Genomic DNA, 20,048 nt, shown 5'->3' on the forward strand with positions numbered 1-20,048 from the left:
GCTCCTACAGGATGTACGCCATACCAATGTAGGAGCTGCCGGAGGCTGCGATCTTTTGCTTCTATAGCGGCAAGTACCGACTCAACAACGCCCGCAACGCCGCCGGCTTCACCGGTTTGGGCAGATAATCCAGCCCCGCCGCATGCACCTGGGCGACCATCTCCGGTCGCCCGTCAGCGCTGATCACTACCCCCGGCACCGGCTCACCCAGGCTCGTGCGCAACCACGCCATCAGCTCAGTGCCGGTATCGCCGTGGTCGAGGTGATAGTCGACCAACGCCAGTTGCGGCCGCACGCCGTCATTTAACAGCGCAGCACATTCTTCGCGATTGCGCGCTGTCCACACCTGACAGCCCCAGCGACTGAGCAGGCTGTTCATGCCGATCAGAATGCTGTCTTCATTGTCGATGCATAGCACCCGCGCGCCGCTTGGCAACTTGCCATTCATTTCGGCTGCAGCGCTTGCCGGTTGGGCCTGCGAGCGAGCGAGCGGCACGCTGACGCTGAACACACTGCCGCGACCCGGCCACGAGCGCACCCGCAAGGTGTGACCGAGTACCCGGCACAAACCATCGGCAATTGCCAAACCCAGGCCGAGGCCTTTTTCAGCGCGGGTCTGATGACTGTCGAGGCGTTTGAACTCTTCGAAAATCACTTGCTGTTTATCTTCCGGGATCCCTGGCCCGCGATCCCACACCTCCAGACACAATTCGCCGCCGCGCCGCCGCACGCCCAGCAGCACCGGGCCTTTGGCGTAGCGGAAAGCGTTAGTCAGGAAGTTCTGCAAAATGCGCCGCAGCAATTTGATGTCGCTGTCGATACGCAGATGGCTGCCGCGCACCCGGAACTTCAAACCCTGTTCCTGCGCCAGTGCCTTGAATTCCGCGCCGAGCGTGTCAAACAGTTCATTGACCGCAAACGCCTTGCGGTCCGGGTTGATCTTGCCGTTTTCCAGACGAGAAATATCCAGCAGATCGCTGATCAAGTCCTCGGCCGAACGCAGTGAGCTGTCGAGGTGCTGCACCAGTTTCTGCGCCTCGCTGCTCAAGCCGTCGTCCTGATGGGAGAGGGCGGCGGAGAACAGCCGAGCGGCGTTCAGCGGTTGCATCAAGTCATGGCTGACCGCCGCGAGAAAGCGGGTTTTCGACTGGTTGGCGGCTTCGGCGGTGCCTTTGGCTTCAGTCAGCGCGACATTGAGTTGCGACAGCTCCTGGGTGCGTTCGCTGACCCGTTGTTCCAGCCCTTCATTGGCTTCGGTCAGTGCCTGCTCGGCTTCGCGGAACGCGGTGATGTCGGTGAAACTCATGACGAAACCGCCCCCCGGCATCGGGTTGCCGATCAGTTCGATCACCCGGCCGTTGGGGAACAGCCGTTCAGAGGTGTGCGCGCGGCCCTGACGCATCCAGTGCAAGCGGCGGGCAACGTGGACTTCCGCTTCGCCGGGGCCGCACAGGCCGCGCTCGGCGTTGTAGCGAATGATGTCGGCAATCGGCCGACCGACGCTGATCAAGCCGTCGGGGTAGTTGAACAGCTCCAGATAACGACGGTTCCAGGCCACCAGTTTCAGTGACTGGTCGACCACGCTGATGCCTTGCGTGATGTTCTCGATCGCACCCTGCAGCAAGGCACGGTTGAACTGCAGCACCTCGGAGGCTTCGTCGGCGATGCGCACGACGTCCTCCAACTGCATTTCCCGACCTTCGATGGCGGCTTTTACCACTGCGCGCGTCGACGAAGCGCCGAGTACACCGGCCAGCAAGCGCTCGGTATGGGCGATCCACTCGCCGTCGGCATTCTGGTTGGGGTTGAAGCCTTTGCCCTGGCGATAGGCGAAGCGAATGAAGCTCTGGCGCGCACGTTCCTCACCGACAAAACGCGCGGCCAATTGCAGCAAGTCGTCGATTTGCACCGCCAGCATTGAGCGTGCGCTCGGTCGCGCACTGATCTCCTGACCGATGAAACGTCCGGCCTGCCAGTGTTCCGATACGCGGGTACGCGACAGCACCGAAACCCAGGCGAACAGAGTGAAGTTGCCGGCCAGCGACAGCACTACGCCTTGGGTCAGCGGGGTAATCGGCAGGTTCAGCGGATTGCTGTGCAACCACGCCAGCCCTGGAAAACTGCTTAACGACCAGCCAAGGCTGTGCGCGGCGATCGGCAGGATCAAGGTGTAGAACCACAGGAAAGTACCGGCGGCCAAACCGGCGAAAACGCCGCGCCGGTTGGCCTGTTTCCAGTACAGCGCACCGAGCATGGCGGGCGCCAGTTGAGTCACGGCGGCGAACGCGATCTGGCCGATGGTCGCCAGGCTTGCGGTCGAGCCGAGCAAGCGATAGCTGACGTAGGCCAGCAACAGAATCACCACGATGCTGACGCGGCGTACCGAGAGCATCCATTGGCGGAACACTTCGAACGGGCGCTCGGCGTTATTGCGCCGCAGCAGCCACGGCAACAGCATGTCGTTGGAGACCATGGTCGACAACGCCACACTGGCGACAATCACCATGCCGGTCGCCGCCGACGCGCCACCGATAAACGCCAGCATGGCCAGCGCCGGATGGGCCTGCGCCAGTGGCAGGCTGATCACGAAGGAGTCGGGCAGCACATCGCGTGGCAACAGCATCTGACCAGCGAGCGCGATCGGCACGACAAACAGCGCGGCCAAGGCCAGATAGGCCGGAAATACCCATTTGGCCAGGCGCAGATCTTGCGGGTCGATGTTCTCAACCACGGTGACGTGGAACTGCCGGGGCAGGCAGATGATCGCCATCATTGCCACGCCGGTCTGCACCACCATCGACGGCCAGTTGATGGTTTCTTTCCAGTATTCCTCGAGACGCGGGGCGAGCATGGCCTGGTTGAACAGGTCATCGAAACCGTCATACAGGCCATAAGTGACGAAAGCGCCGACGGCGAGAAAGGCGAACAGTTTGACCAGCGATTCGAAAGCAATCGCCAGCACCATGCCACGGTGGTGTTCGGTGGCATCGAGGTTACGCGTGCCGAAGACGATGGTGAACAGCGCCAGCACCAGCGACACGATCAGCGCGGTGTCCTGGGCGCGAGTGCCCATGGCGTCGGCACCGGCGCCGATCAGCAGGTTCACGCCGAGGACGATGCCTTTGAGTTGCAGGGCGATGTAGGGGAGGACGCCGACCAGACAGATCAACGCCACGACCACCGCCAGCGATTGCGATTTGCCGTAGCGCGCGGCGATAAAGTCAGCGATGGAGGTGATGTTCTCCTGTTTGCTGATCATCACCATTTTCTGCAGGACCCACGGCGCGCCGACCAACAGCAGAATCGGTCCGAGGTAAATCGGCAGGAATGACCACAATTGCTCGGCGGCTTGACCGACAGCGCCGAAGAACGTCCAGCTGGTGCAATAAACCGCCAGCGACAGGCTGTACACCCAGGCACGCACGCGCGGCGGCAACGGCGTGCTGCGGCGGTCGCCGTAGAAGGCGATGGCGAACATGATGGCCATATAGGCCAGGGCGACGGCGGCGATCAGCCCGGTGGACAGCGACATGCAACACTCCCGACAAAAGACTCCCCGGCAATCCTGCCCGGGCGGACAGTCTCGCATGCGCGGGGCGGTTAGTCAGTGTCGACCAAGGTCGTGGCGTGGTGGGGTGTCGCAGGTTTGAATGGGTGGGGTTGTGCGTTGACATTGCCAGGCATCAAACCCTGTAGGAGCTGTCGAGTGAAACGAGGCTGCGATCTTTTGATTTTTCAAAATCAAGATCTAAAGATCGCAGCGTGCCGCAGCTCCTGCATGAATATCGGCGTCAGTCCTGACGCAACGCAATATCAATCAGCCGATGCAGTTCATCCACCTCCAGCGCCGCCGCCGAAAACAGAATCCGGAACACCACCGGTGCGACCACCAGATTGATCAGCCGATCAACACTCGGAGCCACTTCATCCGGATGCCGCTCAATGATCGTCTGCAACTGCGCGCCAATGATCGTCACGCAATAGCCCGGCGTAGCACTGGCCTGCACGTCGCGCATCATGTTGCGCCCAGGCTCCGAACTCATCTCATCGAGATACTGCTCAGCCCACGCACGAATATCACTGCGCAAGCTGCCGGTTTGCGCCGGTTCGCTGTCCGGACGCATGCGGGCGAGGGCGACGTCGGCCAACAATGCCGACAGGTCACCCCAGCGCCGGTAAATCGTCGACGGTGTAACGCCTGCACGCGCGGCGATCTGCGGGACGGTCACGCTCGAGCGCTCCTGTTCTTGCAGGAGCGCACGGACTGCCGAATGAATTGCATCTTGCACCCGGGCACTGCGGCCGCCGGGGCGTAAACCTTCTTTAATAGCCATGGCGCAGACCTTAACACAAAGAATTTGCTTTAAGCGCGAGGCAGTAGCACACTCCGCAAAAGCAAAAAATTAGCTTTTGCGGAGTGTACCCATGACCAGCCTTGCTTCCAATCGATCCAGCCTGTGGTTTCTGGCGATTACTTTACTGAGTTTTCTCGCCGCCTCCACGGCGCCAACGCCGCTGTATCACCTGTATCAGGATCAGCTGCACTTTTCGGCAGCCGTCCTGACCCTGATTTTCGGCGTCTACGCCCTCAGCCTGTTGGCGGCTCTATTAACAGTCGGTTCGCTGTCCGACCACTTGGGACGCAAACCGGTGATCTTCGCCGCCGTGCTGCTCAACGCGTTGGCGATGTTGCTGTTTATCTACGCCGACAGCGTGGCGTGGCTGATCAGCGCGCGTGTTCTGCAAGGGTTTGCCACCGGCATGGCCACCGCTGTTTTAAGCGCGACATTGCTCGACGCCGATCGTCAGCAGGGGCCGCTGATCAACAGTGTCGCGCCGTTGCTCGGCATGGCCTTGGGCGGCATGGGGTGCGGTTTACTGGCGGAGTTTGCGCCGGCACCTATGCAGCTGACCTATTGGCTGCTGCTCGCACTGTTTGTATTGCAAGGCATTTATGTCTGGCGCTTACCGGAAAGCGTCACTCCGCAAGCGGGGGCGTGGGCCTCGTTGCGGCCGACACTGCACGTGCCGATTCAAGCGCGGGCCACCTTGTGGCGCGTGTTGCCACTGAACACGGCAACCTGGGCGCTCGGCGGTTTCTACGCCTCGTTGGCACCGTCATTGGTGCGCACCGCCACCGGTTCGACTTCCAATCTGATCGGCGGCGCAACCGTGGCCGCCCTGACAGTGACCGGTGCATTGATGATTTTCACGCTGCGCAATCGTCCCGCCGCACGGGCGTTGCAGTTGGGTGCGAGCCTGCTGCCGATCGGTCTGGTATTGATTCTGCTGGGCGTGCACAGCGCCAGCCTGTCGCTGTTTTTCCTCGGCACGCTGGTGGCCGGTTGCGGCTTTGGCTCGGGATTCCTCGGCGCCGTGCGCAGCCTGGTGCCGCTGGCCTTGCCCCATGAGCGGGCAGGATTGATGGCGGCCTATTACGTGCTCAGTTATCTGGCGTTCTGCCTACCGGCGTTGCTCGCCGGGCACTTGTCGCGTAGCTACGGTTTGCTGGCAACCACCGATGGTTACGGGGTGGTGTTGATCGTGTTGGCCATTGGTGCGCTGTTACTCAGCCTGCGCCCAGCCGCAGCCAAAGTGTGCCGCGCTCCATAACCCCCTCGATTCCGGTTAGCCTTGCCCAGCCTTCTCTCACGGATCGCCCCATGAAGATTATCCGCAGCAAGACCTTCACTGCCGAGCGCGCCTGGGGCGCGCTGGACATCGCCAACATGAACGGCATCACCACGCGCCTGCACTGGACGGATCAGCCGTACAAATGGCACATCAACGATGGTGAGGAAGTATTTGTGGTGCTCGATGGCCAAGTGCTGATGCATTACCGCGATCTGGGCGAAGAAAAACAGGTGCAGCTTGAGGTCGGTGACATCTTCTATGCGAGTGTCGGCACCGAGCATGTCGCCCATCCGCAAGGCGCAGCGCGGATTCTGGTGATCGAGAGCGAAGGCAGCGTCTGACTGCTTATTGGTAAAACAGATAACAGTTAGAGAAATTACCCGTTATATAGATATTCGATTCGGTTCTACCATGGACTCAACCTCACCAGAGGAGAGGACTCCATGATGACTTGCCCCAACAGCGCCAAACCCGGCATCAAACCGTTCCGCCAGCTTCAGCACCCGCGTGAAGTGATTCGCCAGTTCACCCCCAACTGGTTCGCCGCGACCATGGGCACCGGTGTGCTGGCGTTGGCGCTGGCGCAACTGCCATTGGCCATTCCAGGCCTGCACGCTATCGCCGAAGGTTTGTGGTTGTTCAACATTCTGTTATTCAGCCTGTTTACCGTCGCCTACGCCGCGCGCTGGATGCTGTTCTTCGACGAGGCCCGGCGGATTTTCGGCCACTCCACGGTTTCGATGTTCTTCGGCACGATTCCCATGGGCCTGGCGACCATCATCAACGGCTTTCTGGTGTTTGGCTTGCCGCGCTGGGGTGACGGCGTGATTCACCTCGCCGAAGTGCTGTGGTGGATCGATGTGGCCATGTCGCTGGCTTGCGGCGTGTTGATCCCTTACATGATGTTTACCCGTCAGGAACACAGCATTGATCAGATGACCGCCGTCTGGTTGCTGCCGGTCGTGGCGGCAGAGGTGGCGGCGGCCAGCGGTGGTTTGCTCGCACCGCATCTCACCGATGCCCACTCACAACTGGTGATACTGACGACGAGCTACGTGCTCTGGGCCTTTTCCCTACCGGTAGCATTCAGCATTCTGACCATCCTGCTGCTGCGCATGGCCCTGCACAAACTGCCCCACGAAAATATGGCGGCGTCGAGCTGGCTGGCCCTCGGCCCGATCGGCACCGGTGCGCTGGGCATGTTGCTGTTGGGCGGTGATGCGCCGGCGATATTCGCGGCGAACGGTCTGCCCGGTATCGGTGAAATCGCCTCGGGTGTGGGGCTTATTGCCGGGATAACCCTGTGGGGCTTCGGGCTGTGGTGGATGCTGATGGCGCTGCTGATCACCGTGCGTTACTTGCGTGACGGCATCCCGTTCAACCTCGGCTGGTGGGGCTTCACCTTCCCGTTGGGCGTGTATTCGCTGGCAACTCTGAAACTGGCGAGTACCCTGAACCTGACGTTTTTCAGTGTCGTCGGCACGCTGTTGGTGATGTTGCTGGCGCTGATGTGGCTGATCGTCGGCAAACGTACCGTGCAAGGCGCCTGGCGGGGCGAGCTGTTTGTCTCGCCGTGCATCGCAGGTTTGAAGAAATAAGCTGAAAAGTTTAGGTAAGGTGTGGCCTGGATCGCGGTTCGAGAATCCAATAAGCAGTACCCAGGCCTCTCTACCTTAAACATCAGGGAAACACGGAAGATGAGTCACCCCTCACAGTTCAACCTGCTGCGCACCCGGCGCTTCTTGCCGTTCTTCATCACGCAGTCGCTCGGCGCGTTCAACGACAACGTGTTCAAACAGTCGCTGATCCTCGCCATTCTCTATCGGCTGACCATCGAGGGTGACCGTTCGATCTGGGTCAACCTGTGTGCGTTGCTGTTTATCCTGCCGTTTTTCCTGTTCTCGGCACTGGCCGGGCAGTTCGGGGAAAAATTCGCCAAGGACGCGCTGATCCGTCTGATCAAGCTCGCGGAAATCGCGATCATGGCCGTAGGATCGGTCGGTTTTCTCTTCGATCACTTGTCGCTGATGCTGGTGGCGCTCTTCGCCATGGGTACCCATTCGGCGCTGTTCGGGCCGGTGAAGTATTCCATCCTGCCGCAGGCCTTGCGCGAGGATGAGCTGGTGGGCGGCAACGGCCTGGTGGAGATGGGCACGTTTCTGGCGATTCTTGCCGGGACGATTGGTGCCGGGGTCATCATGTCCTCTTCGCACTATGCACCGTTGGTGTCCTGCGCCATCGTCGGGATCGCCGTGCTGGGTTATCTGGCCAGTCGCAGCATTCCGCGCGCGGCGGCATCCTCCCCGGAGATGCGCCTGAACTGGAACATCTTCAGTCAATCCTGGGCCACGCTGAAGCTCGGTCTGGGCCAGACGCCAGCGGTGTCGCGCTCGATTGTCGGCAACTCGTGGTTCTGGTTTGTCGGGGCGATTTACCTGACGCAGATTCCCGCCTACGCCAAGGAATGGATGCACGGCGATGAGACCGTGGTCACCCTGATTCTCACCGTGTTTTCGGTCGGGATTGCGCTGGGTTCGATGCTTTGCGAGAAGCTGTCCGGACGCAAGGTGGAGATCGGTCTGGTGCCGTTCGGTTCGTTCGGTCTGACCGTATTCGGTTTGCTGCTGTGGTGGCATTCCGGCGGGATTCCCGACAGCGTCAGCGGCCACAGCTGGATTGAAGTGCTGGGCTTCGTGCACACCTGGGCGGTGTTGGTCGACATCCTCGGCCTCGGCATTTTCGGTGGTTTCTACATCGTGCCGTTGTATGCCTTGATCCAGTCGCGCACCGCCGAGAACGAGCGAGCAAGGGTGATTGCCGCCAACAACATTCTCAACGCACTGTTTATGGTGGTCTCGGCCATCGTCTCGATTGTGCTGTTGAGTGTGGCCAAGCTGTCGATCCCGCAGTTGTTCCTGGTGGTGTCGCTGCTGAATATTGGCGTCAACGCCTACATCTTCAAAATCGTCCCCGAGTTCAGCATGCGCTTCATGATCTGGCTGCTCAGCCATTCCATGTACCGCGTCGAGCACCGCAACCTTGAAGCCATTCCGGATGAAGGCGCGGCATTGCTGGTGTGCAACCACGTGTCGTTTGTCGATGCGTTGTTGATTGGTGGCGCGGTGCGTCGGCCGATTCGCTTTGTCATGTACTACAAGATCTACAACCTGCCGGTGCTGAACTTTATCTTCCGCACGGCGGGGGCGATTCCGATTGCCGGACGGAATGAGGACATCCAGATCTACGAAAAGGCTTTCACCCGGATTGCTCACTATTTGAAGGCCGGTGAGTTGGTGTGCATCTTCCCGGAAGGCAAGTTGACGGCGGACGGCGAGATGAATGAGTTCAGGGGCGGGCTCACGCGGATTCTCGAAGAGACACCGGTGTCGGTGATTCCGCTGGCGTTGCAAGGGCTGTGGGGGAGTTTCTTCAGTCGCGATCCGAACAAAGGGTTTTTTCACCGATTGTGGTCGCGGGTGACGTTGGTGGCAGGAGCGCCGGTGGGCGTTGATGCTGCTGAGCCGGCGAAGTTGCAGGGGTTGGTCGGGGAGTTGCGCGGGGCAGTTAGATAGCCGGCGATTTTAAGGGCTTCTTCGCGAGCAGGCTCGCCCCCACTGTTGACCGTATTCCTCTGACGGAACGCGGTTTAATGTGGGAGCGAGGCTGCTCGCGAAAGTGGTAGTGGCTTAAGCGCTGACCTTAAGCCCAATCAACCCGGTAATGATCAACGCCACACTGGCCAGCCGAATCAACGCCATCGACTCGCCAAACAGGATGATTCCGGCAATCACCGTGCCCACCGCACCGACGCCGGTCCAGATCGCATAGGCGGTGCCCAACGGCAATTCCTTCATCGCAAGGCCGAGCAGGCCAAGGCTGATGGCCATGGCCGCAACGGTCAGAACGGTGGGGAGCGGGCGGGTGAAACCGTCGGTGTATTTCAGGCCGACGGCCCAGCCGACTTCAAACAGGCCGGCGAAAAACAGAATGATCCAGGACATGAAAGACCTCCATCGATAGACGGGGTCGTCCCCAGATTAATAACTCGATCGAGCCGCAGGGTCGTCCCCGCGTTACGCAATAGTGTGACGAGCATTAACCCGGGGATCAAGTTTTCGCCTCAGTCGGCCGCTTGCTGCGCCAGCGACTCGCGATCTTCCTTTTCACTCATGCGCCGGAAGTACGTCGACAGCAGTGCCCCGGAAATATTGTGCCAAACGCTGAACAGCGCACTCGGCACCGCCGCCAATGGCGAGAAATGTGCACTGGCCAGCGCGGCACCCAATCCCGAATTCTGCATGCCGACTTCCAGCGCCAGCGATTTGCGCTGGGCCAACGGCAACTTGAACAGGCGCCCGGTGAAATAACCCAGCAGATAACCGAAGCTGTTGTGCAGCATCACCACGGCCATGATCAACAGGCCGGATTCGGCGATTTTCGCCTGACTGGCGGCCACCACGGCAGTGACAATGATCACGATGCTGATCACCGATACCAGCGGCAACACGTCCACGGCATGACGAACCTTGTCACCGAGCATGCGTTGGGCAACCACACCAAGAATGATCGGCAGCAGCACCACTTGCAGGATCGACCAAAACAGCTCCATGAACGACACCGGCAACCACGCCGAAGCCAATAGCCAGATCAGCGCCGGCGTCAGCAGCGGGGCGAGGAGGGTGGTCACGGCAGCAATGGCCACCGACAACGCCAGATCACCTCGGGCCAGCCAGGTCATCACGTTGGACGAGGTGCCGCTCGGGCAGCAGCCAACCAGAATAACCCCGACGGCGATTTCCGGCGGCAGATGAAACACCTGGCAGAGCAACCACGCCACACCGGGCATGATCACGAAATGTGCAACCACGCCCAGCGCTACGCGCCAGGGATGGCGGGCGACAGCAGCGAAGTCGTCGAGTTTGAGGGTCAGGCCCATGCCGAACATCACCAGCCCGAGCAGCGGCACGATCGCGCTTTTCAGGCCGAGGAACCACGCCGGTTGCAGGAACGCAATCACCGCGAAAATCAGAACCCAGTAAGCGAAGGTATTGCCGACAAAGCGGCTGAGTGCAGCCAGTGCGCGCATGGCTTGTTCCTTATTGTTTGTTACACCACAAAACATTGTGGGAGCTGGCTTGCCAGCGATGGCGGCGTGTCAGACTCCCTATAAGCCATCTGTAACACCGCTATCGCTGGCAAGCCAGCTCCCACATTTGAACCGGTTCCATCAGTTGGAACTGGTTGGATTTAGATCCCCTGCGGAGTCTCTTCCCCACCCAACGCTTCAACCAGCGCTGGCAGGAAATCACCGAAGGTCAGCATCATCAGCGTGAAGCTGGCATCCAGTTGACCCAGCGCCTCGTCGCCACCGTCCTGCTCCGCCTGATCCTGCAACAGATCTTCGAACTTCAGACGTTTGACCGTCATCTTGTCGTCGAGCATGAACGACAGTTTGTCCTGCCAGGCCAGCGACAACTGAGTGACGACTTTGCCAGTGCTCAGGTGCAGCTGGATTTCTTCGCTGGTCAGGTCCTGACGCTTGCAACGCACGATGCCGCCATCTTCGTGGGTGTCGCGCAGTTCGCACTCGTCCAGTACATAGAAGTCATCAGCGGCTTTTTGGGTGGTGACCCAGTCAGTCATGACCGCAGTCGGTGCCATTTTCACGGTCAGCGGACGGACGGGCAGGGTGCCGATCACTTCACGCAGGGTCGACAGCAGGTCTTCGGCACGTTTCGGGCTGGCCGAGTTGACCAGGATCAGGCCCTGTTTCGGCGCGATAGCGGCAAAGGTCGACGAGCGACGGATGAAGGCGCGCGGCAGGAACGCCTGGATGATTTCATCCTTGATCTGATCGCGTTCCTTCTTATAGACCTTGCGCATCTGTTCGGCTTCGATCTCTTCGACCTTTTCCTTGACCGCGTCGCGCACGACGCTGCCCGGCAGAATGCGTTCTTCTTTACGCGCGGAAATAAGCAGGAAGTCACCGCTGACGTGCACCAGTGGAGCATCTTCGCCTTTGCCGAACGGCGCGACGAAACCGTAGGTGGTCAACTCCTGGCTTGCACATGGACGCGCCAGTTTGGTGGCCAGTGCAGTTTCCAGCGCCTCGGCATCGACAGGCAGGTCTTGGGTCAGGCGATAGATAAGCAGGTTTTTGAACCACATGGGGTGAGTCTCTCCTTTATACAAAGGGGGGCATTATTGTCTTCGCCGTCCCATAGGCCAACCCTTCTCTAAGCCTTTGGAAGGCCTGAGAAAATTATTTAAAAAAGTGCTTGCCAGAGGTTGGGTCGCTCCGTAGAATGCGCGCCACACCGAAGCGAAGGGTGATTAGCTCAGCTGGGAGAGCGTCTGCCTTACAAGCAGAATGTCGGCGGTTCGATCCCGTCATCACCCACCATTCGTTTCAAGTGTTTAGCGCAGCGGTAGTTCAGTCGGTTAGAATACCGGCCTGTCACGCCGGGGGTCGCGGGTTCGAGTCCCGTCCGCTGCGCCATATTCGGTAACCTGGACCACTGAACGCCAGGTCACCACGGAAAAACCCGCCAAGGCGGGTTTTTTTCTGCTCCAAGGTTGTACCCGCGGGATGTGTCGTTTTACTGGTTTTCGGATTTATTTGAAAAAAAATTCAATTAAATCAACACTTTACGAAAACTTGTGGCATAATGCGTCCCGTAACGAAGCGAAGGGTGATTAGCTCAGCTGGGAGAGCGTCTGCCTTACAAGCAGAATGTCGGCGGTTCGATCCCGTCATCACCCACCATTCGTTTCAAGCGTTTCGCGCAGCGGTAGTTCAGTCGGTTAGAATACCGGCCTGTCACGCCGGGGGTCGCGGGTTCGAGTCCCGTCCGCTGCGCCATATTCGGAATCTGGAACACTGAACGCCAGATTCCACAGAAAGCCCGCCTAGTGCGGGCTTTTTGCTGTCCTGGATTTATTGATTCCATGTCCTCAAAGGTGCTTTGACACCGCTCTACTGCGCGGCATTCTGGCTGTGCCGATAATCGCTCACTGCCTCATACACCGCTTTACGCAAGCGGTTGATTCCGCCAATCGGCCGATGCGCCTCAAGCCCGAACCACGGATTGAACGAAAGATTGTCACACGCCAGATTCAGCGCCGGTGTATCGAAGTCCTGCGGTGGCAGAGTGATCCGCGCTACGGTTTCAAACGGCGAATCCTGCTCGCGCCATTCGATGCTGGTGTCTTCGATCGGCATGTACTTGTTGGCATCCTGACGCTGGATCTGCAGGACGAAACACGCCGGTATCCGGTCCGTCGACAGTTGCTGGTTTAAGGCGCTGCGCAAGAAATTCGGTAAATCATGATTCTGTTTTGGCAGTGTGTAGTCCGGGCAGTTGTCCGGGGCCGGCGCCACCCGAAACTTTGCATTGGCTTCACCAAATTTGTACGGCGATACCGAAAAATAAGTGGTCGCGGTCGGACTGTCCGGCGGCGGTGACAGGGTTGCCAGCGCAATAAACAAATGGCGGACCTGCCATGTGCGCGGGTCCCATCCCGGAAAAAATGCCATGACCTTTTTGCCGTCAGCCTGCGCCGACACGTTCTGACGATATTCGGCGACATCGCTGACAAAAAAGTTCGGGTGGCTGAACATCACAAAATCCTGCTCAGGCTGTGACTGGCGGTTGCCGAGCAGCTGTTTTCCCGAAACGTCCAGCAGTTTGATCGCCATCCCCCGGGCGTCGCGCAGGCTGTCGAACTGTGGATAGGCATTGCCATTGGACAGGCGAATCATCGCTTGCCAGGTTTTTCCGGGCTCACTGAACACGCCCTGTCGCAGCGGTTGCGCCAGTTCCGGCAGCACTTGCACCTGCGCCTTCACGCAGCCATGGGCCTTGGCATGGGCGTCGCGCAGATAACGGGTGCCTTCGCGATGCTGATCGACGATGCGCACGGCGGTCTGGATCACGTCCTGTGTCATCGCCGCTTCGCCAGGCGGAACCTGCTCCAGCGCCGACACCGGGCCGCGGTGATGCCAGGCAAACCATGCTGTGGCGATGGCCCAGCCGAACAGGCCGATGACGAGCGCTATCAACAGAACCTTGCCCAGTACACGACCCAGCCACAACCAGATTCTGGCCAGCAGCGACTGTTCTTTCTTGAAGGTTGAGATCATGGCAGTTGCGCCTCCAGTGGGCCGCCGAGGACTTTCAGGTACTCAAGAAGTGCCCAGCGTTCTTCGGGCTGCAATAGCCGGCCAATCACGCCGTTGCCACGTTCGCCGGCGCGGAACTCATGGCCGCTGTTGTGGTTGCCGGTGATGCGCGTGTCGAACAGGAAGCCATTGGTAAACGCTTCGGTGCGATAACCCAGATGTCGCGGATCGTATTCAACGGTGCCTTTGAAAAAGGTCGTGACGCGTTCATCCTGCGGCGACAGCAACTGATAAATGCTCGGCACTGAACCGTTGTGCAGAAATGGCGCGGTGGCCCAGACCCCGGCCAGTGGGCGCGCCTTGTAAGCGACTTTTTCGCGTACGCCGATGGGTAGGCCGAAGCCGTCCAGGCGTGGTTTTTCCTGCGGCGTGACGTTGGCTTCGCGATAGGCGCGGTCTTCGACGAAGGCGGTGACGTAAGCCAAGCCCTTGGCCACCGATAACTGGCTCAAGTCCAGTGGCTCCTTGGGTGTCGGATGCAGCTTGACGTCCATTTTTTCGAGTTCTTTCAGATCCCACTGCAGGGCTGTGAGGTCGAAACGGCGGTTGGCGATATTGTCGGCAGCGGTCGGGTCGGTGCCGATGACAGCGACTGGCAGCATGTGCAAATGCTGCACCCAGCGCTCACCTTCCTGAGTCTGGCGCGGTACGTGACAACCGGCGCAGTTCTCGACAAACAGCGTGCGGCCCTTGGTTGCCAAGGGTTTGTCGATGGCGCCAAACAGATCCTCTGGCCAGGCTGGTGGCTTGAGCCTTTGCAGGGTTTCTTCGATTTTGTGCAGATCACGCACACGCACGCTGGAGGCATAGCGTGCTTCGCCCTGCAGTGGCTGGCCGTTGTCATCGAAAAAATTCAGGGTGGCGCCGACGCCCAACGCTTCACCGATATTGCGTGCCATCGGCTGCTGCGCCGAGCCGTTCCACTGCACCCAGTCGAATGACCACATATCCCAGAGCTGCGGATAATCCACCGGGGCATTGGCCACGCGGTAGTTGGCGGGGGAAATCGCATCGCCAAACGTCGCGTTGGCAATGCGTCCGAAGGCATCGGCGCGGCCGGGGCCTTCTTCGGTCGGGTAGAGGCCGCGATGGGTATCGTTCCAGGCGACTTTGAGGAATGTATTCAGTGAGGTTTTGAAGTCTTTGCGCAATTGCTCGTGACGCGCGTCGTAGTCGTCGCCCAGCACGGTTCTGGCGAAACGTTCGAATTTCCATGGGTTGTAGTAAGTGGAGGTCAGACTTGCCACCAATGCCTGTCCGAAACTGCCGCCGCGCAAAGTAGGCACACTGGACGGCAGCACATGTTGCGCGGTACCCCCGTCAATTCGCACGGCCTGACCTTTGAAGCGCAATTCGCCGGTGTGGCAAGCGGCGCAAGTGATGTCCAGATATTGTTCGGTGCTGCCGGGGTTCTGATGTCGGGCAAAACCGACGGGGAGGTTGCCGGGGTTGGTCGTCGTGGCTTTCTGCTGCGGGTCGATCAGAAAACCGAAACGCGCCAGGTAATCAGGCGAGGCGAAACGTTGCGCCGAGAAGGGCAGTTCCAGCGCCTGGAACCACTCATAGCGCAGGCCTTTGACCTGCGTACCCTGGGGCGTGAAATAGTAGGTTTGCCGGTCTTCGTCACTCCACTGATCGAGGTAATGCACCTGCTCGGCGGGGGTGTAGAAGGGCAGTTTCGGATTGGCGACGTAATACAGGACCACGGCGAGAACCAGTCCCAGCAGCACGACGATCAGGGTCAGCACACGGAATAAGAGGCGCAAGATAAACATCCTTGTCGATTTGTTCCGCTGTTATGCCTGAGCCTGGCCCTGTGCGGCAAGTGGCCATTACGCCAGATGATGCAAGAAGAAACGACGCCGATTGCCGGGACGAGATGACAGAAGCTTCATCGTCGCTTCGCGCCAATGCGTTTTAATCCCTGAACTTATCGGAAGATTCCTGCTCTCATGCCGGTAGCCATTGGTCGTGGCGGCCTGATAAGCTCGCGGCTTTACTCGATTGCCCTTTCGGCGCATGAACAAGGAAATAGCATGAAACAGCATCGGTTGGCGGCGGCGGTTGCCCTGGTTAGCCTGGTCCTCGCGGGTTGTGATTCGCAGACCAGCGTAGAGCTGAAAACCCCGGCGCAAAAAGCTTCCTACGGTATCGGCCTGAACATGGGCAAGAGCCTGGCTCAGGAAGGCATGGATGATCTGGACTCCAAAGCGGTAGCCCAGGGCATCGAAGATGCCGTCGGCAAGAAAGAACAGAAGCTGAAAGATGAAGAACTGGTCGAAGCCTTCGCCGCGCTGCAGAAGCGTGCTGAAGAGCGTATGGCCAAGATGAGCGAAGAGTCGGCAGCCGCCGGCAAGAAATTCCTCGAAGAAAATGGCAAGAAAGCAGGTGTGACGACCACCGCTTCCGGCCTGCAGTATGAAGTCGTCAAGAAAGCTGATGGCCCACAGCCTAAGCCGACTGACGTAGTGACCGTTCACTACACCGGCAAGCTGACCAACGGCACCGTCTTCGACAGCTCCGTCGAGCGCGGCAGCCCGATCGATCTGCCGGTGAGCGGCGTGATCCCGGGTTGGGTTGAAGGTCTGCAACTGATGCACGTTGGCGAGAAGTACAAACTGTACATCCCTAGCGATCTGGCTTACGGCGCTCAGTCGCCAAGCCCGGCAATCCCGGCCAACTCGGTTCTGGTCTTCGACCTGGAACTGCTGGCCATCAAGGATCCAGCTAAAGAAGCCGCTGCTGCCAAGTAATCGGTAACGGGTCTGACAACAACGCCTCGCTTATGCGGGGCGTTGTTGCATCTGGACCCTGCCAAGGGTAAACAGAGCGAACCGATGGCGGTCGGGAGAGTCATAGCCAATGAGACTGCCATCGCTAGCCGCCCTGAGCAGCCAAGTCAATGAAATATTGGGGTTTTTTATGTGAGTAAAAAACGCCCGATCTGAGCGCAGCCCTTATGAAACGGGGCTTTCAGCGCTGAAATGCAGCTCTGTTCACAAGGTTATCCACAATTTGTGTGGATAACATTTCAACGGGAGGAATAGATGAAAGCTCCGTGGAATTTCGCTCGATTCCTGCCCTTGGCCGGCCGTCTGTTGGCGCGTGGCCGTTTACCGACCTTACTGTTTGCGGTTGCCAGCAAAGGCGCCGCGCAAGGCAATCGTCTCGGTAAACTCAAGGACGATTTACGCTTGCTTCAGGCATTGTGCCTGGCCTACTGGCGCGGCGAGTACCGCGCTATCAGTGGCAAAGCCCTGGTGTCGGTGGTGGCGGGTTTGATGTACTTCCTCAGTCCGGTGGATGCGATTCCAGATTTCATTCCCGTGTTTGGCATGTTCGACGACATCGCCGTCCTCGCCTGGCTGATGAAAACCCTCGACGATGAACTCAATGCGTTTCGCCTGTGGCGTAACCGTCAGCAACCGGAAAAACTGGCAGTCGTCGAACGCCTGCCGGATACCCCCGAACAACTGCAACTACAGGGGCCGAAAAAAACCTGATTCTCAGCACCCACCTACAGATAGATACCCCCCGCGACCTTGGCCGCTGTTAGGATTACACTTCTAGGGAAAAGTGCCGACTCGCTAAGTGTTGTTGTCCTACGGGGTAGTCATGGATATTCAGATAATTGCACGCGATGGCGAACCCGAATACGCGGTTCTGCCGTGGGCTCAGTATCAGGCTCTACTAAAAGCAGCAGGCATCAACGAAACACCGTCGCGTCCGGCAGCCACGCCGCTCACGGCCTCACCAGACGCGATACTTCCAGGTCTGGATCAACTACGCAGTTTGCGCGAAGGGAAGGGCATCGCCATTGAGGCGCTGGCCCGCACGGTAGGCATCAGCCCGTCTTATCTGGCCATGATCGAAAGTGGCGAGCGTCAGCCCGACGCCGCGATTCGCCGCAGCCTGGCCTGGGAATTGACGGTGCCAGGGTGGAGGGATGAATCGTGAGCGTACGCATCAGTCGTCAACATTGGGACGGATTGCTCGGGGAACTTGATCAGGCGCGTCGCCAGCGCCATCTGCTGACTTATCGGGCGTTGCTCGAGCGGTTGCAATTGCCGACGCCGGCCATGCAAACCCTGACGGCCGCGCTTGAACATCTGGCCGCGCTGGATGCCAAGGCCGAACAACCGTTGCGCAGTTCGCTGGTGATCAGCCAGGGCGCCAGTCGCCTGCCGCGCACAGGTTTCTTCGAATGTGTTGAACGTCTGGGGCGTTTTTCCGGGCCATCCGACGGCGTTGCCGCGGCTTCCTGGCATGCCTCGGAAGTGGTCAGGGTCTTCGAATACGAGTACCCGGAATCGGCAGAGGCCTGAGTGTTTTTACGACTCAAGGCGCGGGCCAGTTACTGGCTGGCCCGCAGGCTGTTTCACTGGTCGTGGTTTGTCCGCCAACCGCGAGGCTGGCGCTGGCTTGAAGGGCAGTTTGCGCGCATGGCCAACCTTGGCGATGTTGGTGCACAAAGCTTCTACGGGCACATCCTGACCTTTCGTGGTGTCGGCCTGGGTGCACGTGAAGAAGGTGTTCGCCTGTTGCGGCTGGCCGCGCTCGCGGGTGATGGCAAAGCGGCTTATCAGGTCGGCGTGATCAGTTTGGCCGGAACGCCGAGCAAACCGCCGGATCCTGTCGAAGCCGCCCGCTGGTGGGGCATGGCGGCCAAAGCCGGACACCCGTTGGCGGAGCTCAAATTGAAAGAGCTGAGTACTCGCGACTCAACACTGTAAATCCATTTGTGTCTGCCCGAACAAACGCGGCGTGAGGTTTTCCTCACGCCGCGTTTGCGGTTTTGCGCGCCTGTTTATCTGTGAGCTGTTTTTTACAGACAAGTCCTACAGTCATCGCCTACTTGCCTGACTTCTTTCCCGATTGATCCCCCGCACAGTTCCCGCGCCTAATTTTTTTGCGCGAGGGAACGCCCATGTTTGATCCGCTTATCCAGTCCACTTCGCCCACCCGCGTGCGTTGATGGACGCCGTCACCCGCATCGAGCAAGCACTCGACAGCTTTCCCGACACCCTCAGCGTTTACCGCGAACAGCTCAAACATTGGGCCAGTCGCGCGGCGGACGAGGTCAGCCACGCGGCGGATCTGCCGTCACTGATGGGCATGGAGCGGATCATTCGCTTCGGCTCCGATAGCACTGCCGTCAGCAGCACCGACAACGCGTTTTTCTCCGGTGTCGTCCAGTGCCCGAAGAGTGGCCCGATGCTGATCGAGAGCAAATTCGAGTCGGTCTACGACATTCCGCTGGGCAACATCGTGGTCGATGTGATCGCCATGGACAGTGGCGAAACCACCCCCATCACCCTTGATGCGCAAGGCAAAGGCTCATTCAAAGGAATACCTGGCAAGTTCTACCGGGTGCAGGTGCACAGCGCTGTCACTTCGGGTCAGGTCGAGGACCTGTTCAAAGCCTATGACGGCCTGACCGCGGAGCTGGATGGCTGGCTGCGCAGTGAATGGCAGAGTTTCAAGCCACAGTGGTCGCAGTCGGTGGCGACGGCGGCGGGCAACGGCATGCTGGCCGGGAGTTGGGCGGCGATCGAGGGCGTGTGGGACAGCATTGGTTTGCTCTCGGACATCCTCAAGGATCCCGGTCAGTTTGCTGAGCGCTTGGGCAGTGGCGCGGCGGATCTGATCGAGCTGGCGAAAACCGCGCCCGAGGTCATGGAGAAGCTGCAACTGCTGGTCAGTGACGAGGCGGCGCTGTGTCTATTGCTGCGCACTGCCAGCTTTTGGCTGGAGATGCTGCCACCCAGTGAAATCGCCGGCAAAACTGCTGAAGCGGCGTCGATGATGATGGTCCAGTTGCTCATCGATGTGCTGATCAGCGTCGTCTTGACGTTCGTCAGTGGTGGCGCAGGCATCGCTTATCTGACGCTGCGTCTGGCGGATCGCGCCGTGCAATTGCTCTCGGCGGTAAAGCGTTTGGTGAAGGCGATGTTTGGCATCGTCGAAGGGTTCATCAAATACGTCGATCAATACAAAACCGTTGCCGCCCGTGGCATCGCCGCCGGGGTGAAAAAAGGCCGGATGCAATTGCGCTGGGATGCGCAGCGCAACACCTTGTTGAAGAAAGACGAGCATCACGACGACTCGCCGGATCAGGCGAAAAACCCCAACGGCGACAGCGCCGATTGCGTGCCGCGCACCTGCACCAACGGCTGCCCGGTGTCGATGGTCACCGGCGAAGAACTGCTGACCTTGAGCGATGCGGTGCTCG

16 protein-coding genes, 4 tRNA genes and 1 pseudogene are annotated in these 20,048 nt (G+C 59.4%); 14 read left to right on the forward strand and 7 right to left on the reverse strand.

The genetic code is table 11. The features are described 5' to 3' along the window. Nucleotides 1-61: 61 nt before the first annotated feature. Both CKW26_RS28930 and CKW26_RS28935 read right to left on the reverse strand, forming a co-directional pair. Complete coding sequence (locus tag CKW26_RS28930; RefSeq protein ID WP_095051092.1) at nucleotides 62-3,532, reverse strand: PAS domain-containing hybrid sensor histidine kinase/response regulator; 3,471 nt, start codon at nucleotides 3,530-3,532, stop codon at nucleotides 62-64. A gap of 259 nt (nucleotides 3,533-3,791) precedes the next feature. Continuing rightward, nucleotides 3,792-4,334, reverse strand: a complete 543-nt coding sequence (locus CKW26_RS28935; protein WP_038364021.1) for a TetR/AcrR family transcriptional regulator — start codon at nucleotides 4,332-4,334, stop codon at nucleotides 3,792-3,794. Nucleotides 4,335-4,425: 91 nt separating this feature from the next. Here CKW26_RS28935 and CKW26_RS28940 point away from each other — a divergent pair, with 91 nt between their 5' ends. The 4 genes from CKW26_RS28940 (at nucleotide 4,426) to CKW26_RS28955 (ending at nucleotide 9,206) form a co-directional block, all read left to right on the forward strand. Continuing rightward, complete coding sequence (locus CKW26_RS28940; protein ID WP_095051093.1) at nucleotides 4,426-5,613, forward strand: MFS transporter; 1,188 nt, start codon at nucleotides 4,426-4,428, stop codon at nucleotides 5,611-5,613. Nucleotides 5,614-5,663: 50 nt separating this feature from the next. Beyond that, on the forward strand, nucleotides 5,664-5,975 hold the full coding sequence (locus tag CKW26_RS28945; protein ID WP_095051094.1) for a cupin domain-containing protein: 312 nt from the start codon (nucleotides 5,664-5,666) through the stop codon (nucleotides 5,973-5,975). A 105-nt stretch (nucleotides 5,976-6,080) separates the two neighbouring features. Then, nucleotides 6,081-7,232, forward strand: a complete 1,152-nt coding sequence (locus CKW26_RS28950; RefSeq protein ID WP_095051102.1) for a TDT family transporter — start codon at nucleotides 6,081-6,083, stop codon at nucleotides 7,230-7,232. 99 nt (nucleotides 7,233-7,331) lie between these two features. Then, nucleotides 7,332-9,206 (forward strand): MFS transporter, encoded by a 1,875-nt coding sequence (locus CKW26_RS28955; protein WP_095051095.1) that lies wholly within the window; start codon nucleotides 7,332-7,334, stop codon nucleotides 9,204-9,206. Between the two features lie 114 nt (nucleotides 9,207-9,320). On the opposite strand, the gene sugE is transcribed toward CKW26_RS28955, so the two are convergent. The 3 genes from sugE to rdgC form a co-directional block, all read right to left on the reverse strand. Continuing rightward, nucleotides 9,321-9,635, reverse strand: a complete 315-nt coding sequence (gene sugE / locus CKW26_RS28960) for a quaternary ammonium compound efflux SMR transporter SugE (protein WP_003223093.1) — start codon at nucleotides 9,633-9,635, stop codon at nucleotides 9,321-9,323. 119 nt (nucleotides 9,636-9,754) lie between these two features. Next, nucleotides 9,755-10,720, reverse strand: coding sequence for a bile acid:sodium symporter family protein (locus CKW26_RS28965; protein ID WP_095051096.1), 966 nt, complete (start codon nucleotides 10,718-10,720; stop codon nucleotides 9,755-9,757). Between the two features lie 161 nt (nucleotides 10,721-10,881). Next, on the reverse strand, nucleotides 10,882-11,802 hold the full coding sequence (rdgC, locus tag CKW26_RS28970) for a recombination-associated protein RdgC (protein WP_064390914.1): 921 nt from the start codon (nucleotides 11,800-11,802) through the stop codon (nucleotides 10,882-10,884). Between the two features lie 159 nt (nucleotides 11,803-11,961). Between rdgC and CKW26_RS28975 the strand changes: the two genes are divergently transcribed. The 4 genes from CKW26_RS28975 to CKW26_RS28990 all read left to right on the forward strand — a co-directional run bounded on the left by CKW26_RS28975 (nucleotide 11,962) and on the right by CKW26_RS28990 (nucleotide 12,496). Continuing rightward, a tRNA-Val gene (locus tag CKW26_RS28975) sits at nucleotides 11,962-12,037 on the forward strand. A gap of 19 nt (nucleotides 12,038-12,056) precedes the next feature. Next, nucleotides 12,057-12,133, forward strand: a tRNA-Asp gene (locus CKW26_RS28980). 191 nt (nucleotides 12,134-12,324) lie between these two features. Then, nucleotides 12,325-12,400, forward strand: a tRNA-Val gene (locus CKW26_RS28985). Nucleotides 12,401-12,419: 19 nt separating this feature from the next. Then, a tRNA-Asp gene (locus CKW26_RS28990) sits at nucleotides 12,420-12,496 on the forward strand. Nucleotides 12,497-12,610: 114 nt separating this feature from the next. Here the strand turns inward: CKW26_RS28990 and CKW26_RS28995 are convergent. Both CKW26_RS28995 and CKW26_RS29000 read right to left on the reverse strand, forming a co-directional pair. Beyond that, on the reverse strand, nucleotides 12,611-13,777 hold the full coding sequence (locus CKW26_RS28995) for a catalase family protein (protein ID WP_095051097.1): 1,167 nt from the start codon (nucleotides 13,775-13,777) through the stop codon (nucleotides 12,611-12,613). After that, the gene (locus CKW26_RS29000; protein ID WP_095051098.1) at nucleotides 13,774-15,582 is read right to left on the reverse strand and encodes a di-heme-cytochrome C peroxidase; all 1,809 of its coding nucleotides are present in this window, start codon (nucleotides 15,580-15,582) and stop codon (nucleotides 13,774-13,776) included. The genes CKW26_RS28995 and CKW26_RS29000 overlap by 4 nt, the downstream gene beginning before the upstream one ends. A gap of 270 nt (nucleotides 15,583-15,852) precedes the next feature. On the opposite strand from CKW26_RS29000, the gene CKW26_RS29005 reads away from it, so the two are divergent. The 6 genes and pseudogenes from CKW26_RS29005 to CKW26_RS29030 all read left to right on the forward strand — a co-directional run. Further along, on the forward strand, nucleotides 15,853-16,569 hold the full coding sequence (locus CKW26_RS29005) for an FKBP-type peptidyl-prolyl cis-trans isomerase (protein ID WP_007919751.1): 717 nt from the start codon (nucleotides 15,853-15,855) through the stop codon (nucleotides 16,567-16,569). A 294-nt stretch (nucleotides 16,570-16,863) separates the two neighbouring features. Then, the gene (locus tag CKW26_RS29010; protein ID WP_095051099.1) at nucleotides 16,864-17,319 is read left to right on the forward strand and encodes a YkvA family protein; all 456 of its coding nucleotides are present in this window, start codon (nucleotides 16,864-16,866) and stop codon (nucleotides 17,317-17,319) included. Between the two features lie 112 nt (nucleotides 17,320-17,431). Further along, a complete protein-coding gene (locus tag CKW26_RS29015; protein WP_095051100.1) occupies nucleotides 17,432-17,773 on the forward strand; it encodes a helix-turn-helix transcriptional regulator in 342 nt (113 codons plus the stop codon). Further along, entirely contained in the window at nucleotides 17,770-18,141 is a 372-nt protein-coding gene (locus CKW26_RS29020; protein WP_003223109.1) for a hypothetical protein, read from the forward strand. Before CKW26_RS29015 ends, CKW26_RS29020 begins: the two co-directional genes overlap by 4 nt. Next, entirely contained in the window at nucleotides 18,142-18,549 is a 408-nt protein-coding gene (locus tag CKW26_RS29025; RefSeq protein WP_095051101.1) for a tetratricopeptide repeat protein, read from the forward strand. 241 nt (nucleotides 18,550-18,790) lie between these two features. Beyond that, nucleotides 18,791-20,048 (forward strand): annotated as a pseudogene (locus CKW26_RS29030) (type IV secretion protein Rhs); the annotation flags it as partial.

The sequence above is a fragment of the Pseudomonas sp. Irchel s3h9 genome (assembly GCF_900187475.1).
Lineage (GTDB): Bacteria > Pseudomonadota > Gammaproteobacteria > Pseudomonadales > Pseudomonadaceae > Aquipseudomonas > Aquipseudomonas neuropathica.